Raw genomic sequence first — 17,309 nt, forward strand, 5'->3', positions numbered from 1 at the left:
GACTTCGTCAGTCCAGGTGACGAACCTGGTGAGGACGCGTGGGAAGCACCGGAGGAAGGAGCCACTGGCCATGACTTTGCGGGCTACGAGGAGCAGAGCCATTTCCACACGCAGTAGGGACCAGTGGTAGAGGTCAGCCATGGTGTAATTGGCTGTGATGTTGAGTGAGACATCGACTCGTCAATTAACTATATTCAATGAGAAGTGTTTGTAGCGTAGGACGGAGTACTGCCGTGGCCGAGGTAAACCAAACAGTAGTCGACTGTACAAAATTGTCGTCTTTGACGTTGTCGTTTGATTATGCTCCAGAAAAACGAGTCCTTCTTCCACTATTCACACGAGAAGATAAGAACAAGAAGAAAACAACCTTCAAATCTGTGAGGTTACCCTCAAGTAGTGGACACCCTATTTGTACGGATCTTGTGTCCGTAGGAGAGGATGTTCATTGTGAATCAACAGCGCAAGAAGTACACGCCGGAGTACCGGCGTGAAGCCGCAAACCTGGTAATCGAGTCGCAGCGCCCAATCGCTCATGTGGCTAAGGAAATTGGCGTATCAGCCACAATTTTAGGCAGGTGGGTCAAACTCGAGCGTGAGCGCCGAGGAGCATCCGACGGGCTAAGCGAGGCGGATCTTCGTGCTGAGAATGCTCGTCTGCGCCGTGAGCTGGCGGAAGCCAAGATGGATAACGAGTTTTTGTCAAAAGCGACAGCCTTCTTCGCCGCCAAGCAACGCGAACAGAAAAGTTCGAATTAATGCAGCGAGAGAAGGCGAACTACAGCATCAAACGTATGGCACGGCTATTAAAAGTGTCTCGGTCTGGATACTACAAATGGTCTCATACGCAGCAGAAGCGGCTATCCGGCGAAGATAATCGTGCAGCTTTTTACGATGACGTTGACCGTAAGATTCATCAGATTTGGTCGGACTCCGACGAGGTTTATGGTGCTCCGCGGATCACCGCAGAACTTATCGAGCGGTACCACATTTCGCTTAATCGTAAGACTGTGGCTAAACGGATGCGCATGATGGGCATTGAAGGGATTTCCCCGCGGGCCTTTGTCCCAGTGACAACGATTCAAGCCAAGCGTAAGTCCACGCTTCCTGACTTGGTCAAGCGCATGTTTGATACTGGTGAGCTCAACCGAGTATGGATGTCGGATATTACCTACCTGCGCACCGGTGAAGGCTGGTTGTACTTGTGCGCAGTCCGCGATGGTCATTCCCGCAGGGTACTGGGCTGGGCTATGGATAGCGTTCAAGATACATACCTGGTCGAACGGGCCCTGCGGATGGCGCATACACTACGCGGTGACGTGCCTGACGGGCTAGTGTTTCACGCTGACCGCGGAACCCAATTTACCAGCGAGAAGCTTTGGGAAGTTTGCCGCAACCTGGGCATTGCTCAGTCCGTAGGGCGTACCGGCGTGTGCTTCGATAACGTGATGGCCGAGTCATTCTGGTCGACGCTTAAAACCGAATTCTACGACCGTAAGCGCTGGGCGACCCGTGATGCTGCACGCAAGGCCGTTGCCTACTGGATTGAAGTCGTCTACAACCGCCGACGTCGGCACTCCGCACTCGGGATGATAAGCCCCGCCGACTTCGAGAACCGCATCGGTCTAACCACCAGCAGAAAAGAAATAGCCGCCTAACCACTAGGTAGCTCCACTACGTGTCCACAATTTGCGGGCAACCCCATCTGGGGCTGCGATTGTTTATGCAGAAAACGGGAGCGGAAAGTCAACAATCGCTAGAAAATTAACAACCCCAGGAGCAGACGTTACGTTTTGCGATCAAAGCGGAAGTCGATTGGACGTTGAATCACCAGAGAACGTTTACGTATTCGATGACGCTTTCATTCAGAGAAATTTCCGGTTTAGAGACACTGAACAGCTTGAGCCGATCATCCTCCTAGGTCCGCAGGCAAACCTGCAAGATGAAATCGATGAAACGGAAGCAGCTTTGGCTCGTGCGCGGCAAGCGGAAGTGATTGCCGAAGAGAGCTGGAATTCGAAGGAAAAGGAAGGCGATGCGGCGTATAAAGCACTGAAGAAAGTACTTCAAGCAAGCAAAGGCGAGGAACCAAAGAAGTCCTGGCAAGGGCGAACATCACTAATCGCACTGGACAATAAATCGACGCAGCTGCGTTCAAAAGTTATTAAAAAGATAATTGGGAAAGATAAAGCTGAAGGTAAGACTCAAGGGGAGTTGGAGGTTGAATTTTCCGACCTCGTAGAGCAGCTAAACAAACTGTATTCCTCTGACCGAATTTCATGGGTAGTACCTCAGGCACCTCCGCAGATCAACATAAAACAGATCGAAAATGTAGCATCAGAAATCTCGGCTCCTGAGCTTGATTGCGATGCAAGAGCACTTGACGCCAAGGTTTTTGAAGCAAGTTTGGGAAAGCAAACCCTAATTGCGCGCTTTGAAGAATTGGTTGAGGCTAGTGCAGAACATTGCCCACACTGCTTCCAAGATATTTCCTCCGACTTTCGCCAACAATTAGCGACCTCATTGATGGCCCAAGTTGAGCGAATCGATCAACAAAAGTCGATTGAGAAGCTGAAGAGTCTCAAAGTTGAGGAACAGCTTGAAAGTCTAGTGCTTCCCGAAATCGCCTCTGCGGGTGACGAACAACTGGAGTCCGCGGCTGCTGCTCACGAACAGTATCAGGACCAGTTACGGCTCATAAATGAAGCGATTGATGCGAAAATCGACAACCCTGCCTCCGTGTTTTCAATCAGTGAGTTGGAATACACCGATGCATGGAAAAAGAGAAATGAAGCTCTGGAAACTGTAGGGCTGCTTGTGGAACGACATAATAAGCAGTTCAACAACATTGCTAAGCTTCAAGCAGAAGCGGCCGAGCTTAATATGCAGATTGCGCGAGCTGAGGCTGCTGCTGAAATTATTGCCTATGAGAAAGCCGATGAAGACCGAGAAGCTGCATCTAAGACTTACACCTCGGCAAAATGTAAGACGAGAGAGCTGGCTGAAAGTCTAGGTGCGCTTCGTCATAAGCTGAGCAATACGGAAGACGCAGCAACAGAGATCAATGCGCTTCTGCAGCTGGCTTTTGGAAAGGACACCATTAAACTGGAGTCTGTTATTGGTGGAGGGTATGTAGTGTCAAATCGCTCACGAGAACTCCAACCCGGAAATCTCTCTACTGGTGAGCAAAATCTGCTCGCGTTATGTTACTTCTTTGTCAGCACTGCTCGACATAACCGATTTGGCGATAATCTGAAACAAAACTCCTTATATGTGCTCGATGATCCTATTTCGAGCTTCGATTCCAAGAACAAGTATGGCGCGTTGTCATTGATTCGTCAGATTGGTTCTAAGATGTTCGAGAAGATGAGTGAAGCCAAACTATTGGTTCTTACGCATGACATCGCGGTTGCTAATGATCTGTCACAATGCTTCAAAGATATTGTGGACGATCGAGTATTGAGCTGGACTCTAGAAGAAGGAACATTAAAAAGCGTTCATTTTGACAGAATCGATCAGTATAAGAAGTCGTTGCGAGGAATGTTTGATGCAACAATCGGTGGCGAAAACTCCATTGTGCTGCCCACTTCCAACGAAGTCCGCCGAGTCTGGGAAGCTTTTACTACTTTTCATTTGGGCGAGCGGTTGACCACGGCGGCAGCATCACCGGCAGTGCGTAGTTATTTCGCTTCACGTGGCGAACAATATGTTCAGTTCTTAGATCATTATGCTGGAAGAAATTTTCTAAACCCGGATTCTCATTCGGAATTTCAGCTTCGCAACTTTGATTTTATGCTGCTTCCGACTCTTTCAGAGCCAGATTTTCGACGATATGTAAGGGAAATGCTGTGTCTGATTCATATCATTTCTCCTGCGCATATTCCTGGGCGTCTGAGCAACGGCGAAGCCGGTTTTGTCAAGATTAAGAAGTTGCTTGATGACGAGGTCATCGCAGAAATTGGAGCGCCCTTAACATCAGCTCCGGGCGAATGTTGAATAATGCGGCTGTGATGACGTCGAGCAACTATCGGGGACCGTCGTGATCCACTAATGAGACATAGAACTCCAGCTGGGTGGCGATTGGTCTTATTTGTGCGAGTGTTTAGCTAAAATGTATGCATGTTGCGGCGAGGTTTTCGTGGTGGAGGGCGAGGCGAAGGTTGCGCGCGAGCTTGCCGAAAAACAGGGACCTAACTCGTACACCACGCTAACGGACGCAACCATTCTGAACAGTTCGAAATATCTATTTGGGCTAGTCATTGAACAGAATTTCCATGCTCGAAATTAGGCGTTTCTAGGGCTTCTCTAGAGGAATGAGTACTGGTTTCGCATTCGAGAAGTAGGGGGTGGTGAATCCGTGGATCGGTGAAGTTTAGTTGGGTCCTTTGTCTGGGGCTGGGGAGGTTGGTGATGTCGGCTGATCCCTCGCTATCAAAGTCCCAGTGGCAAACTCGCACATAGTCTTTTTGAATGATTGCTCAGATTCTTAACGCTGGCTTTGTCTCCGGTGTGGAATCTGGGCGTGATCGCCGCTTTAATTTCGGGGGCATTTTATAGTCAACGTCATAGAATGGTCTGGCGTGATGGCTGGCTTCCTGATCGTGCTACTGTGAACTTCGTCAAAATCCCGCTTGGGTACTGGGAATCAAATAACTTTGCCGCGTGTCGAAAATCGAAGGAATGACCTTCAAGGGAATCTGCAGCGTGTCCATTTTCGCGCGGGCGTCCACGATGGGTGACTTAGATTGCTTTACTTGCTGTGGCGTGATGTAGATGGCATTTCGCGTACGTGGTGTGTGTAGGCTTGGGTTTGTTATGGCCAGTGTGGTTTGGGCTTAATGGGTCGCTGCACTGGGGTTTGGAAAACTCCAAGGAGAGACGTGATGAAAAGCTCATCAACTCACCGGAAAACGTAGTGGCGGAGTCTGTGGAGGGCTTCGCGCTGGCACACGGCGACATCGTCAAGCGCTTTACTGAGCCGCTGTTTGTGGCGCGTGCGCAGAAGAAGGAACAGGGCAAGGTTGCGATTGTCTCTGGTGGTGGCTCAGGCCATGAGCCGCTCCACGCCGGCTTCGTGGGCCATGGCATGTTGGATGCGGCGGTGCCAGGCGCGATGTTTACGTCGCCGACGTCGGATGCGATCCAGGCGGGGACCGACGAGGTCCATGCGGGTGCGGGTGTGCTCTACATCGTGAAGAACTACACCGGCGATGTCCTCAATTTCGATACCGCGGCTGAGTTGGCGGAGTTCGATGACATTGAGGTTGGTCAGGTCATCGTAGATGATGACGTCGCGGTGGAGGATTCCAACTACACCGCAGGCCGTCGTGGCGTAGCAGGCACGTTACTCGTGGAGAAGCTGGCAGGTGCAGCCGCTGAGCGCGGCGATGATCTAGCTGCTGTCACGGCAGTGGCGAAGAAGGTCGTGGAGAACACCGCGACCATGGGCGCAGCACTGAATGCTTGCACCGTGCCGCACGTGGGCAAGCCTTCCTTCGACCTGGCAGACGATGAAGTCGAGCTCGGCGTGGGCATCCACGGTGAGCCGGGCCGTAAGGAGATCCCGTTGGTCTCCGCGGACGACGTAACTGACCACCTCATGGAGCCGATTCTTGCCGACCTGAAGTTGGCAGAAGGCGAGCGAACCATCGTCGTCGTCAATGGCATGGGTGCCACCCCGGCATCGGAGCTCTACGTGGTCTACCGCCGAGTAGCTCAGCGCCTAGAAGAAGCGGGCGTGACTATTGAACGCTCCCTCGTAGGTAACTTCGTAACGAGCCTCGACATGGCGGGCTGCTCTGTCACGGTCATGCGCGCCGACGATAAAGACATCGAGTTGTTCGATGCACCATGCCATACCGCCGCACTACGCCAAGGAGAATAACGTGACTTCTGTTGAAACTTTGAACACCGAATGGGCCCTGGCATGGATGAAGGGCTGCACCGAGCAGGCCCACGAGCACCGCGAGGAGCTTATTGAGCTTGACCGCGTCATCGGCGATAACGACCATGGCGAAAACGTGGACCGTGGTTTCCGTGCTGTCGTTGAGAAGCTTGAAACAGATGCTCCCGCAAGCATCGTGGATGTGCTGAAGCTGACGGCCAAGACCCTGATGTCCACCGTCGGCGGTGCATCTGGTCCGCTTTTGGGAACTGCATTCCTGCGCGCTGTTAAGTCAGTCGGCGGTGAAGCGCTTGATGGCGCTGGCGCGGCCGCACTCATTGAGGCGGCACTCGAGGGCATCACCACCCGCGGCAAGGCTCAAGAAGGGGAGAAGACCATGGTTGATGCGTGGGCGCCGGCGGCGCGTGCTGCCCGCGAACAGGCTGATGCCGGGGCGGGAGTTGCCGACGTTCTGCACGCGGCAGCCGAAGCCGCAGCCGAAGGCGCCGAAGCAACCATCCCACTCGTTGCAACCAAGGGCCGTGCTTCCTACTTGGGTGAGCGCTCTGCTGGCCATAAGGATCCGGGTGCTGCTTCGACCGCGCTGTTTATCGCTGCAGCTGCTGACGCTGCTTCTGCTAAAAGGAGGGCTAGGGCATGGCAGAACCGAAAGTGGGCCTGGTCCTAGTTTCGCATTCCGCAAAGCTGGCCGAAGGCCTTGCTGAGCTGGCTGGGCAGATGGCCACTGACGTGCGTATTGCAGCCGCGGGTGGTCTGGAGTCCGGTGAAATCGGAACCTCGTATGACCTCATCGAGACGGCTATTAATGACCTGCTCGGTGAAGGCCTCGCAGTTGTTGTTCTCACCGACTTAGGTTCGGCAACGATGACCGTTGAGTCGGTGCTGGAGTTCCTTGACGATGAGCCGGTGAAGTTCGTGGACGCGCCGCTCGTGGAGGCTGCTATTGCTGCGGCTACTGCGGCACAGCAAGGTGACGACCTTGACGCAGTTGCCGTTGCTGCCGAGCGCGCCATCGAGGTGTTCGTGCAAAAGCAAGCGAAAGAAAACTCTGGTGACGCTGCAGCCGATTCTTATGAGCGCAGTGTGACAGTAGCAGATGCTTCTGGTTTGCACGCGCGACCGGCTGCCAAGATTGCTGAGATGGCTGCCGAAGCAGAAGAAGACCTTTTCATCGCTTTTGACGGTGAGAAGGCCGATGCAGATTCCGCCATGATGCTGATGTCCTTGGGCGCTGCCCAAGGCGACACTGTGACGATCATTGGCAATTCAGTGGATAAGCCGATTGTCGACAAAATCGCTGATGCCATTGCGGATGGTCTTGACAACTAGGCCGACAGCACCTGGTAGATGAGCTTGGCCTCGCGGTCGGGCACCATGTTGCGGGCTACGCGGGCTGCCTTGTCTTGGGCGCCGACGCCCCAGTGGAGGCGGCCTTTGTCCCAGCAGTTCTTGGCGTTGGCGGCGCGCCAGATGGCTTGCGCGACGTCGTCTGGCGTGAGGTTTACGCCGAGGCGTGTGACGGTTTTGGACTTGACGTCGGAGATGGGTGTCTTTGCCCATAGGGGGTTGATGTCGAGCACGCGGATCTTGTCGCGGCGCCACTCGAGGTCGAGGGTTTCGGTCATGGACTGGACGTAGGCCTTGGTGGCAGCGTAGACGCCGACGTCGGGGATGCCGTAGCAGCCGGCGATGGAGGCGATGTTGATCAGCTGCGAGCCGGGAGTCTTCTTCAGATAGGGGTAAGCAGCGCGTGCGCCGAGGGTAACGCCTAATGCGTTGACGTCGATGACGGCGCGGATGCGCGCGGGTTCGCTTTCCGCGATGGTGGCGGAGTCGATGATGCCGGCGTTGTTGTCGAGGATGTCGAGCCTGCCGCCGGTGAGTTTGGTGAACTCGGATAGGGCAGCGTCCCAGGACTCTGGTTTGGTTACGTCAAGCCCGTAGAAGGTGATGCCGTCACCGAGGATCGAATCGTCGGCTGGTGGGCGGAGATCGCCCAGTCCGACGATGTAGCCTTCATTGCGGAATACGCGGGCTACGGCGAGACCGAAGCCGCCGCAACCGCCGGAGATAAAAATCGACTTTATTCCGCAATGCTAACTGTTTCCTAAGTCATAGGAAAGAGTTTTGTAGGCCGATGTCTGTGTTCTCTTTTGTGGCTTTGGCTGGCTAGAAGGCGAATACTCGCATCATGATTGTGATGACCACCAGCATGATGATTGCGGTGGGGATCTGCGCGATGATCGGGCCGTACTTGTTCTTCATCTGCAGGAGTGCAGCCGGGACGATGTTGAAGTTCGCCGCCATTGGGGTACACAGCGTGCCGCAGAAACCAGCCAACATGCCCATTGCGAAGATCGCCGCAGGGTTGCCATCGAAGTTCTCAACGAGGACTGGCCAGCCGATGGCAGCCGTCATGATGGGGAACGCGGCGAAGGCGTTGCCCATGACCACGGTGAACAGTGCGTTGCCCAAGCAGTACGCGATGACGCTCCAGAGCAGGGCGTCCTGCGGAATGACGGCGCCGATGACGTCAGCGACTGCAGTGCCGACACCGGCCTTGGTAAACAGCGTGCCGAGAGTGGAGAGCATCTGAGGCAGGAGTGCTGCCCAGCCGATGGCCTCAAGCAGGCGGGTGCCCTCCGAGAGAGGAACCGACGGCGACTTCGGGCGCAGAACAATGAAGACGACGATGAGACCGACGATGGCGCCGATGCCCAAGCCCGTCAAAGTCGCGGAACCTTCCGCGAGGAGCGGCTCGCCGCCTACCTTCAGCTTTGGTCCGAGCACTGCCACGATGACTGTGACCAGTGGAACGGTCAGAGCCGGGATGAAGAGCTTGTTGCCAAAGCGCTGTGCCAGCGCCGCGCGTTCTTTCCCAGAGGTGGTCTTTTCTTCACCCATTCCGAGTCCGTTGAAGCCGGCAATCAATGCCATGACAAGAACCGCGAGGCCGAGAATCCACGCTGGGGCGGTCTTGGCCTGGACGAAAGTGCCGTACATAAACGAGACACCAAGCAGGCCCCAGAAGATGCTGCTGAGTGCTTTCTTGTCGTGCTTGGGGTTGGTGGCAATCAGAATGGAAACCGCAATGAAAAAGGCGCCAATGAGCCAGTACAGCCATTCATTAGTAATCATCTTGAGTTAAGCCTCTTTCGGGGTAGCGGATTCGTTTGGAATCGAAGGTGCCGATTTTTCCATCGCTTTCAGCTTGGAATCGATGCGCAACAGGCGGGTGCCGTGAACAAGGAATGCAACAACGGCAACAGGCAGAGCCCACAGAGCGAGTTCGATTGGCTCCAGCGCAACGTTGTAGTTGGTATCCACGAAGGAGGTGATCAACAGAATCGAACCGACGGCGACGAATGCGTCCTCGCCGAAGAACAAGCCCACCGTGTCAGCAGAGGACGAATAAGCCTTGAGCTTCTCCTTTGCTTTCTCGGACAGAGGATTGCCGACGCGCTGTTCCTCCGCGCCCTGTGCCATTGGGTAGATGAGTGGACGAACGGTCTGTGCTGGTCCGGCGATGGACTGGATGCCGAGAGCGGCGGTGATCTGGCGAATGAGCATGTAGAGCGCCAAAATGCGTCCTGCGGTGAGCTTCTTGAGCTTGGCAATAAGCGTCTTTGCTTGCTCCTGCAGGCCGAAGCGTTCGATTGTGCCGATGATAGGCAGCACGAGCGCGAAGGTAGTCACGGAGCGCGAGCCGGCAAAGCCTTCGCCGAAGATATTCAGAATATCCATCGGGCTAATGCCGCCGATGACTGCGGTTACGATGCCGGAAACGGTGACCACAAGCAGTGGGTTGATGCGCAACGCGAAGCCGATAACGACCAGCGCTACGCCGATGAGTACGTACATGGGTTTCCTCTATTGATTTCTGAGGGGAGAAAAGTAAACAAGAACCTCGATGGTGAGGTAGCCGTTGGTATGGAAGGCAGATGGTGGCTGCAGGCTACTGGCGTGCCCACGGGTGAGCGACGTTCAGGCGCTCGGCTTCCAGGTGTGCTTCCCAAGCGAAGGTGGCAAGCCAGTGCGAAGACATGTAGTCACCGGTGATTGCGGCTTCGAGGCCTGGCGCGAGAAGCTCGGCGCTGCGCTCGCGGATGGTGTGCGCGAGTTCTGGGTGCGTATCCTTCGTAGCTTCGAAAATGCGCAGCGCGCTAGCCAGGACAGTCATGCCAAGGCCGTAGAGGTGGACCTGGTATCCGTCGGTTGGATCAAAAACCCGTGCAGGCTTCAGGATGCACGAATCGGCATCCAAGCGTGCCAGGAAGCCCTCTGCCCAGATCGCGAACTCGGCGTCGTCAAGCACGTCGAGCATCAGGTCTGCCTCGCACAGGCCAGGGGAGAGGAAGTCCTGTCCGCTGCGCTCCTGCTCGAACTCCCAGGCCTTGTCTTCGGCGAAGAATTTCTTTGCAGTCGCAAGGATTTCCTCCACAACATCCTCGCGGCCCAGCTCCTTCGCCGCCTTCATGATCCGCTTCAGGCCGAACGCGGTGTTGGTGTGCAGGCCGTGGCGGACTGGCTCGGAGGCTTTGCCCAGCCAAGACAAGGTGTTGTCGAATACGGCATCGGCCAGTGGGGCTACGCCCTCGGCCAGGGCCTGGAGCTCGACTACTGGGGAGAACTTAAGCTCGGATGCCAGCTGTACTGCCCATGCCCAGCCGTATGGGCGCTCCCAAGTCGGGTTAGCGGGCAGGTAGTCAGCCTCGGTCTTGATGTTCTCCGCGCTCAGGTGGTCCTCGAGGATGCGCAATGCCTCAGCGCGCCAAGCGCCGGAAGCATCCTCGTCGGAGGAAAGGAGGCTGGAAAGCAGCCAGTGCATGTGGACGCTCGAGTGCCAGTCGAAGGAGTTACCGAAGCTCGGGTGGAGCTCATTCGGAGCCTTATTATCGCTGCTCGAGGTCTGCACATGATGGGAAGCGTATGGGTAGATACGCGTGACGTTATCGATGGCAACTTGGGCAAGCTGCGCTACCGGAGAATCAGAGTGGTGCTCAGCGTCATGAGTAACTGCGTTCACGAGCGTTCCTTTCAGGTTGTTCTACAATGTTGCTCGTGTCACAGTATCCCAAGCTGCCAGCTTGTGTCTCAGATTACATGCGATGAAATTCAATTAACTTTTGGTTAGTAGAAGTGGGGGTGCTTTTTTAAAAGGTAGATGCGTATTCGTGCCCCAGAGCGGGGCGCAGTTTTCCTACCTTTGGCTTCCCGAATTTGTGGGGAAGGAGGTCTATCTAGACCCGGCCTTGGATAAAAATGGCCGACGGAATCGTACTCAGGCATGACTACTTAACTCGTCGAACCGGATAGCGTAGAGGCGTGGAAGTCTTTTCTGATAGGCGAATGATTCGTGACCTTGCGGTGTCGCTTTTGTGCGGAGCGGCGTCTCTCATCGGTAGGGACCTGATGTCCCGGCCGCTCTTTGACTACCTGATTATCGCCTTGGTCGTGCTAATGCCAATTATAAGCAGGCGGTGGCCGCGCCTGGTGGTCTTCGTTGCATCAATGGTGCTCTTCGCCAGCCTTTTCCAGGTGGAACTCACTGTAGGCATCATAATCCTTGCGGGGCAGGTCGCCTACATTATTCGCCGCAGGCTGGAAGATCCCCTGCGTCGAATAATGACTATAGGGATGCTTGCTGCGGACTTTATCGGCGTATTTTGGGTGAGCCAAACGGTACAGGAAGCAGCACAGGATATTGCGCGGCGCCTTTTCGTCGTGGGCTGGAGCCTACTGGTCCTTGCGGTATGCATGCTTGTGGGTGAACTGCGTAGGAGAGCAAAGGAAGAACGCACACGGGAGATTTCGCGTGCTCTAGAGAAACAACGCCTGGAATTCGAGAAAAGCTCGACGGAACAACGGGCGTTTATCGCACGTGAGATCCATGACGTCGTCACGCACTCGCTATCGGTCATAGTTGCCCAGGCCGATGGGGCGCTCTACACCAAAGACACGGAAGCGCAAGAAGAAGCTTTGAAGTCTATTTCCCGCGTGGGAAGGACCTCTTTGAGGGAGATGCGGGGAGTCGTGGGCTTGCTGCGCACAGGGGAAAAGCGCGGCACTCAACCGATGGCGGGATTCGGTGATCTTCCAGAACTCATTAACAGCGTTAGAAGCGCTGGCATTGCTGCGGGATATCGCTGCACAGGAACGCCACCTGAAGAACTTTCCGCCGCGACGTCACTAAGTCTGTACCGAATTGTCCAAGAGGCTTTGACCAATGCGAACAAACATGGTGGCGGGCAAGCGGACGTACTAGTCGAATGGCTTGAAGGTATCGTCCGCCTTGAGGTGCGCAATGGATATATGGGTGATGCTCGAGGCGAGGGACATGGCATTGCTGGCATGAAGGAACGAGCGGAATTGGTTGGAGGAACCTTCCAACAGCGCAGTGATGCTGGCACATGGATAGTAGAAGCAGAGTTACCCACCGTAGGAGGAAGTAAGCAATGAAAGTCGGATTGGTAGACGACCAGGTTCTCTTCCTGCACGGGATTGCCCAGATCATTAGTTCGCAGCCAGACATGGATGTTATCTGGCAAGCAAACGATGGCGAAGATGCGCTGACCCAATGCGCGGCCACGCCTGCTGATGTGGTGCTCATGGATGTACAGATGCCTGTCCGCGATGGAATTAGCGCCACTGCTGAGATCGCATCCACTCTTCCAGAGACGAAGGTCATCATTCTGACAACCTTCGATGACGAAGACTATGTAGTAGCCGGGCTGCGAGCAGGAGCGAGTGGCTTCGTGCTCAAGGACGCAGAGCCAGAGGAGCTACTAAGCGCGTTGCGCACTGTCTATCGCGGAGACGCGGTAATCTCACCCCGCGCCACTAAGCGCCTTGTCCACAGTATGAGGGATGATTCCACGGACACGCTGAGTATTAGCGGCGCAGACCGTCGGGTACTTGAATCGCTGACTGCCCGTGAACAAGAAATCCTTGAAGCAATCGGGATGGGATGGTCAAACACAGAGATATGTGAGCGGGTGTTCATCTCTATGCCGACCGTCAAGACGCACGTTGGACGAGTGCTCGCCAAGACGAGTTCTAGGGACCGTGTACACGCAGCTCTTTTCGCCTATCGCACAGGAGTTGTCTCCCGTGCTGACCTGCTTAGCTCCTAATACCCCGGTATGACTCGCAAAATCGTGCCTCGCGGCGATGTGCGGCGTAGGCGCGCCGGGCAACGATTGAGTTATGAGCACAGAATATGTTGTCGAAACTCAGGGTTTGACCAAGGAATATAAAGGATTCAAGGCCGTCGACGGCCTTGATATGGCAATCGGCCACGGTGTCGTTCACGGTTTGTTGGGGCCGAATGGTTCGGGCAAGTCCACGACCATGAAAATGCTTTTGGGTCTGGCAAAGCCGACTGAGGGAAGCATCAGTTTGTTCGGCGAGCCTTTCGGGCCTAAGACGCGCAGCCGGGCCTTGGCCCGCACCGGCTCGCTCATCGAGCAGCCTTCGGCCTATTTGCACCTCACCGGGCGAGAGAACTTGCGCATCGCTGCGCGGCTTCTACGCGCTGAGGCAGAAGACATCGATCGCGCAGTGCACCTCGTGCGGCTGGAAAAGCAGCTGGACAAGCAAGTAGCGAACTATTCCTTGGGCATGAAGCAGCGCCTCGGCATCGCAATGGCTATGATTCGTAACCCGCAGCTTCTGATCCTTGATGAACCAACGAACGGTCTTGACCCTGCCGGCATCGAAGAGATTCGCAATCTCATCGTCAGCCTCGCTGCCGATGAGGGGCGAACCGTATTGGTTTCGAGCCACCTTCTCTCGGAAATCGAAAAGATGGCTAGTGAGCTGACCATTATCAATCGCGGGCAGTTGCTCTTCCAAGGTACAAAGCAGGAGCTTTTCCATTCCCAGCCGCCTGAAGTCTTTATCGAAACCCCGAACCCCGAGGAAGCGGCGCAAGCACTCGCGGGTATCTCAGTGCGCTTTGTAGAAGGTGGCATTCGGGTCCCGAACTTAAGCGAGCGCGACGTCGCGGGGGCTTGTACGCAGCTCGTCAACCATGGCGTGCCCATCTACCAGGTGCTAAGAACGCACCGCAGTCTCGAAGAGATCTTCATTTCGATTACGGGACGAGGTGGCTTGCAATGATGTTGCAGAATGAATATGCCAAGATGCGGCATACCCGGATGCTGCCGCTAGCCCTTGCTGTCACGCTCGCCATCGTTGCCTTTTCCAGTATGAATCTGGTGGGTGAGCACACCGCCGAACAATTTCAGCAAGATCCGCATAGTCAATGGGGCGGACATCTCCTTGGTTACATCATGGTGACGGCCTTCCTCACTCCGGTGCAGGTGGCATTGCTAGCCAGCCGCGCAGCCGATGTAGAGCATCTCCACGGCGGCTGGCGGCTTAATTCCATCGCCGGATACCGCCGCGGTGGTCTGCTCCGCGCGAAGTTCGCAGCTTTAGCCCTTGTCCTAGCCGCAGTAAAGGTAGTTGAATTGCTCGCGGTCTTGACCACTCCATTCCTCTTTGGCGCACAGTCGATTGATTCACCCGGCACATGGGTTCTCACAGCAGCTGGTCTATATGGAACCTCGTGCGCACTGATGGCGTTTTTCTTGTGGCAGGCAGCACGCGTGGAATCCCAGCTCGTGGTGCTCAGCACTGGGGTAGTAGGCGGCTTCCTCGGTGTGGCAGGAATGCTTTCTCCAACCGCGGTCACGCTCATTAATCCCTTCGGTTACTACGCAGTCTTATCCCCATTTACCTTCCGCCCCGAAGGCCTGGTGAGCATCGAACCACTGTGGATTCCATGGGCACTGTTCATCGCCGTTGTAACCGTCATCTTCACCGTGCTTTGTCGCACGCTTGACTCCCAGGAGGAATAAGTTCATGTTTGCTATCGACCTGCTGAAATTTCGACGCTCCTACGTATGGGCTGTCATCTTCCTCGTGCCGTCTATAGCAGTCGGCATTGGTGCCGCGAATTATCACGCTAACTTGGCGTCACTTAATGCCGGATGGGCAAGCTATCTTTCCCAAGCAACGCTGTTCTACGGCTTAATCTTTATGACTGTGGGAGTGGCCATCATCGCTGCAGCTGCCTGGCGCCTGGAACACCGCAACCACAATTGGAACACTATTTTGACCTCACCGCGCTCGGCGGGAGAAGTAGTCGCGGCCAAGCTTTTCTCCATCATGGTCCTCATCGCGCTAATGCAGGCGGTGTTCATCGCGCTGGCCTTAGGCATTGGACGCGGCTTAGGAATACAGGGAGAGATTTCGCCTCTCAACTTGAGCGCGCTGTTCTTAGCAATCATCCCGGCGTTCGCAGTCGGGGCCTGGCAATCCTTTTTCTCGATGATCTTTCGCAGCTTTGCCACGCCCGTGGCGATTTCACTTGTGGGCGCGATTGTCTCAGTTGGAATTCTCTACAGCGGTATTCGGCTCATCCCGATGCTGCTGCCACCGGCTATGGTTACGTCGACGATTTCGCTCGGCAGTACCGCCTTCGGCGCAGATGATACTCCTGATGTGCGCGGTATCGCGTTCAGGATGGCTGTTTCTATCTGTTTCGTCATCGGAGCTTGGATTGCATCTGTTGCCTGGCTGCGAACCCATGACGTTAAGGCTTAGGACTCATCCTTGGGACTCTTGCTTGTGCCACAGATGCAAAATGCCCTCGCGTCCCTCCGCACCTTAGAGCTAACGGGGGAGGCGAGGGCGGCGTCGGCAAGCGTGTGCGTCTTGTCGCTTGCCTTGGCAAGCTTGGCCTCTTAGTCGAGGTAGTCGCGCAGTACCTGCGAACGAGATGGGTGGCGCAGCTTCGACATCGTCTTGGACTCGATCTGGCGAATACGCTCGCGGGTAACTCCGTAGACCTGGCCAATCTCGTCTAAAGTGCGCGGCATGCCGTCGGTCAAGCCAAAGCGGAGGCGAACCACGCCGGCTTCGCGCTCGGACAGGGTAGTCAGCACGTCTTGGAGCTGATCCTGCAGCAAGGTGAAAGATACGGCGTCGACCGCAATGACGGCTTCGGAGTCCTCGATGAAGTCACCCAACTGGGAATCGCCTTCGTCACCGATGGTCTGGTCCAAGGAAATAGGCTCACGGGCATATTGCTGGATTTCGAGCACCTTTTCCTCGGTGATATCCATCTCCTTCGCCAGCTCCTGCGGGGTAGGCTCGCGGCCCAAGTCCTGCAGCAGCTCGCGCTGGATGCGGCCCAGTTTGTTGATGACCTCCACCATGTGAACCGGGATGCGGATGGTACGAGCCTGGTCAGCCATGGCGCGGGTAATGGCCTGGCGGATCCACCACGTGGCGTAGGTGGAGAACTTATAGCCCTTGGTGTAATCGAACTTCTCCACCGCGCGGATAAGACCTAAGTTGCCTTCCTGAATGAGGTCCAAGAAAGCCATGCCACGGCCGGTGTAGCGCTTGGCCAAGGAAACCACCAGACGCAGGTTGGCCTCCAGCAGGTGGTTCTTGGCCTTGCGGCCATCGCGGGCGATGCTGCGCAGGTCGCGCTTTTCCATGGGGGAGAGCTTGGCGGCCTTATCGCCTTCGGCGCGGGCCTTTTCCATCTCATCCATGCGGTGCTGTGCGTACAGGCCGGCCTCGATGCGCTTAGCTAGGGAAACCTCTTGCTCGGCGTTGAGCAGGGCAACCTTACCGATCTGCTTGAGGTAGGCGCGGACGGAGTCAGCAGAGGCGGTTAACTGCGCATCCTTGCGTGCCTGACGCAGCGCAGCGGACTCTTCCTCGTCCCAGACGGAAGAGGTGTCTTCCTCTTCTTCCTCATCGTCGTCGTCCAAATCCTCTTCGAGGTCATCGTCCTCGAGGTCTTCGCCAGCGTCGAAGTCATCATCGTCTTCGATGTCCGCATTGGTGGGATCGAAGTCGACGTCTTCGTCGTGCTCGTCCTCCTCGAGCTCCTCTTCTGCTTCCGGCTGTGCCTGCTTTTCGGACTCGGCTGGGGATTCCTGCTTCTTTGCCGCGGATTTGCGGACCGTCTTCTTAGTGGCCTTTTTGGCAGACTTCTTAGTGGTCTTCTTGGCCGACTTTTTGGCGGTCTTCTTCGCAGTCTTCTTGGCTGTTTTCTTAGCGGTCTTTTTGGCCGTCTTCTTAGCCGTCTTTTTCGCGGTTTTCTTTGCCGTCTTCTTGGCGGTCTTCTTTGCAGGAGTAGATGCCTCAGCGGCGTTTTCGCCCTCGCCGAGTGCCTGGTCTGAAGATTCAGTGGCTGCCACGTACGCCCTTTCGACTAACTTCTTGATTGAAACAGCTCTGTGCGCCTTGGTCGGGCGCTCGTGCATCAGTGTGATGTTAGCGCGTTGTGGCCTTATGCAGGCCGGACACGCCCTAGAGCTATTTAACTTAGGATCGACCGCCCAGTATAGAGGATCTTTCCAAGCTGCCGGTGGATAGGGTC

15 protein-coding genes are annotated in these 17,309 nt (G+C 55.5%); 10 read left to right on the top strand and 5 right to left on the bottom strand.

The window, feature by feature from the left end; genetic code table 11:
• Positions 1-438: 438 nt before the first annotated feature.
• From I6J28_RS07305 to dhaM, 5 genes are all read left to right on the top strand, one after another.
• Positions 439-1,655, top strand: a protein-coding gene (locus I6J28_RS07305) for an IS3 family transposase (RefSeq protein WP_204608740.1) whose coding sequence is annotated in 2 segments (ribosomal slippage) — positions 439-700 and positions 700-1,655 — 1,218 coding nt in all. Because the reading frame shifts where the segments join, the coding sequence is not laid out codon by codon here.
• Between the two features lie 31 nt (positions 1,656-1,686).
• On the top strand, positions 1,687-3,993 hold the full coding sequence (locus I6J28_RS07310) for an AAA family ATPase (protein ID WP_204608752.1): 2,307 nt from the start codon (positions 1,687-1,689) through the stop codon (positions 3,991-3,993).
• Between the two features lie 862 nt (positions 3,994-4,855).
• On the top strand, positions 4,856-5,881 hold the full coding sequence (gene dhaK, locus I6J28_RS07315; RefSeq protein ID WP_200288983.1) for a dihydroxyacetone kinase subunit DhaK: 1,026 nt from the start codon (positions 4,856-4,858) through the stop codon (positions 5,879-5,881).
• Between the two features lie 46 nt (positions 5,882-5,927).
• On the top strand, positions 5,928-6,569 hold the full coding sequence (dhaL, locus tag I6J28_RS07320) for a dihydroxyacetone kinase subunit DhaL (protein WP_204611428.1): 642 nt from the start codon (positions 5,928-5,930) through the stop codon (positions 6,567-6,569).
• Positions 6,539-7,231, top strand: coding sequence for a dihydroxyacetone kinase phosphoryl donor subunit DhaM (gene dhaM / locus I6J28_RS07325; RefSeq protein ID WP_204608755.1), 693 nt, complete (start codon positions 6,539-6,541; stop codon positions 7,229-7,231). Before dhaL ends, dhaM begins: the two co-directional genes overlap by 31 nt.
• On the opposite strand, the gene I6J28_RS07330 is transcribed toward dhaM, so the two are convergent.
• From I6J28_RS07330 to I6J28_RS07345, 4 genes are all read right to left on the bottom strand, one after another.
• A complete protein-coding gene (locus I6J28_RS07330; RefSeq protein WP_200288985.1) occupies positions 7,228-7,989 on the bottom strand; it encodes an SDR family NAD(P)-dependent oxidoreductase in 762 nt (253 codons plus the stop codon). The genes dhaM and I6J28_RS07330 overlap by 4 nt on opposite strands.
• A gap of 82 nt (positions 7,990-8,071) precedes the next feature.
• The gene (locus I6J28_RS07335) at positions 8,072-9,040 is read right to left on the bottom strand and encodes a DUF979 domain-containing protein (RefSeq protein ID WP_200288986.1); all 969 of its coding nucleotides are present in this window, start codon (positions 9,038-9,040) and stop codon (positions 8,072-8,074) included.
• 6 nt (positions 9,041-9,046) lie between these two features.
• Positions 9,047-9,763 (bottom strand): DUF969 domain-containing protein, encoded by a 717-nt coding sequence (locus tag I6J28_RS07340; RefSeq protein ID WP_200288987.1) that lies wholly within the window; start codon positions 9,761-9,763, stop codon positions 9,047-9,049.
• 94 nt (positions 9,764-9,857) lie between these two features.
• Positions 9,858-10,928, bottom strand: coding sequence for a DUF2891 family protein (locus tag I6J28_RS07345; RefSeq protein WP_200288988.1), 1,071 nt, complete (start codon positions 10,926-10,928; stop codon positions 9,858-9,860).
• Between the two features lie 299 nt (positions 10,929-11,227).
• Between I6J28_RS07345 and I6J28_RS07350 the strand changes: the two genes are divergently transcribed.
• From I6J28_RS07350 to I6J28_RS07370, 5 genes are all read left to right on the top strand, one after another.
• Positions 11,228-12,361 carry a sensor histidine kinase gene (locus tag I6J28_RS07350; RefSeq protein ID WP_234288185.1) on the top strand — a complete coding sequence of 378 codons (1,134 nt, stop codon included), beginning with the start codon at positions 11,228-11,230 and terminating at the stop codon, positions 12,359-12,361.
• Complete coding sequence (locus I6J28_RS07355) at positions 12,358-13,035, top strand: response regulator (RefSeq protein WP_204608757.1); 678 nt, start codon at positions 12,358-12,360, stop codon at positions 13,033-13,035. The genes I6J28_RS07350 and I6J28_RS07355 overlap by 4 nt, the downstream gene beginning before the upstream one ends.
• A 73-nt stretch (positions 13,036-13,108) precedes the next feature.
• A complete protein-coding gene (locus tag I6J28_RS07360; RefSeq protein ID WP_204608759.1) occupies positions 13,109-14,023 on the top strand; it encodes an ABC transporter ATP-binding protein in 915 nt (304 codons plus the stop codon).
• On the top strand, positions 14,020-14,766 hold the full coding sequence (locus I6J28_RS07365) for an ABC transporter permease (protein WP_204608761.1): 747 nt from the start codon (positions 14,020-14,022) through the stop codon (positions 14,764-14,766). The genes I6J28_RS07360 and I6J28_RS07365 overlap by 4 nt, the downstream gene beginning before the upstream one ends.
• Before the next feature lie 4 nt (positions 14,767-14,770).
• Positions 14,771-15,514: an ABC transporter permease gene (locus I6J28_RS07370; RefSeq protein ID WP_204608763.1), complete on the top strand. Its 744-nt coding sequence runs from the start codon at positions 14,771-14,773 to the stop codon at positions 15,512-15,514.
• Positions 15,515-15,654: 140 nt separating this feature from the next.
• Here the strand turns inward: I6J28_RS07370 and I6J28_RS07375 are convergent, their stop codons facing one another.
• Positions 15,655-17,193 (bottom strand): RNA polymerase sigma factor, encoded by a 1,539-nt coding sequence (locus I6J28_RS07375; RefSeq protein ID WP_204608765.1) that lies wholly within the window; start codon positions 17,191-17,193, stop codon positions 15,655-15,657.
• Between the last annotated feature and the right edge of the window lie 116 nt (positions 17,194-17,309).

Source organism: Corynebacterium tuberculostearicum, from assembly GCF_016894265.1.
GTDB lineage: Bacteria > Actinomycetota > Actinomycetes > Mycobacteriales > Mycobacteriaceae > Corynebacterium > Corynebacterium tuberculostearicum_D.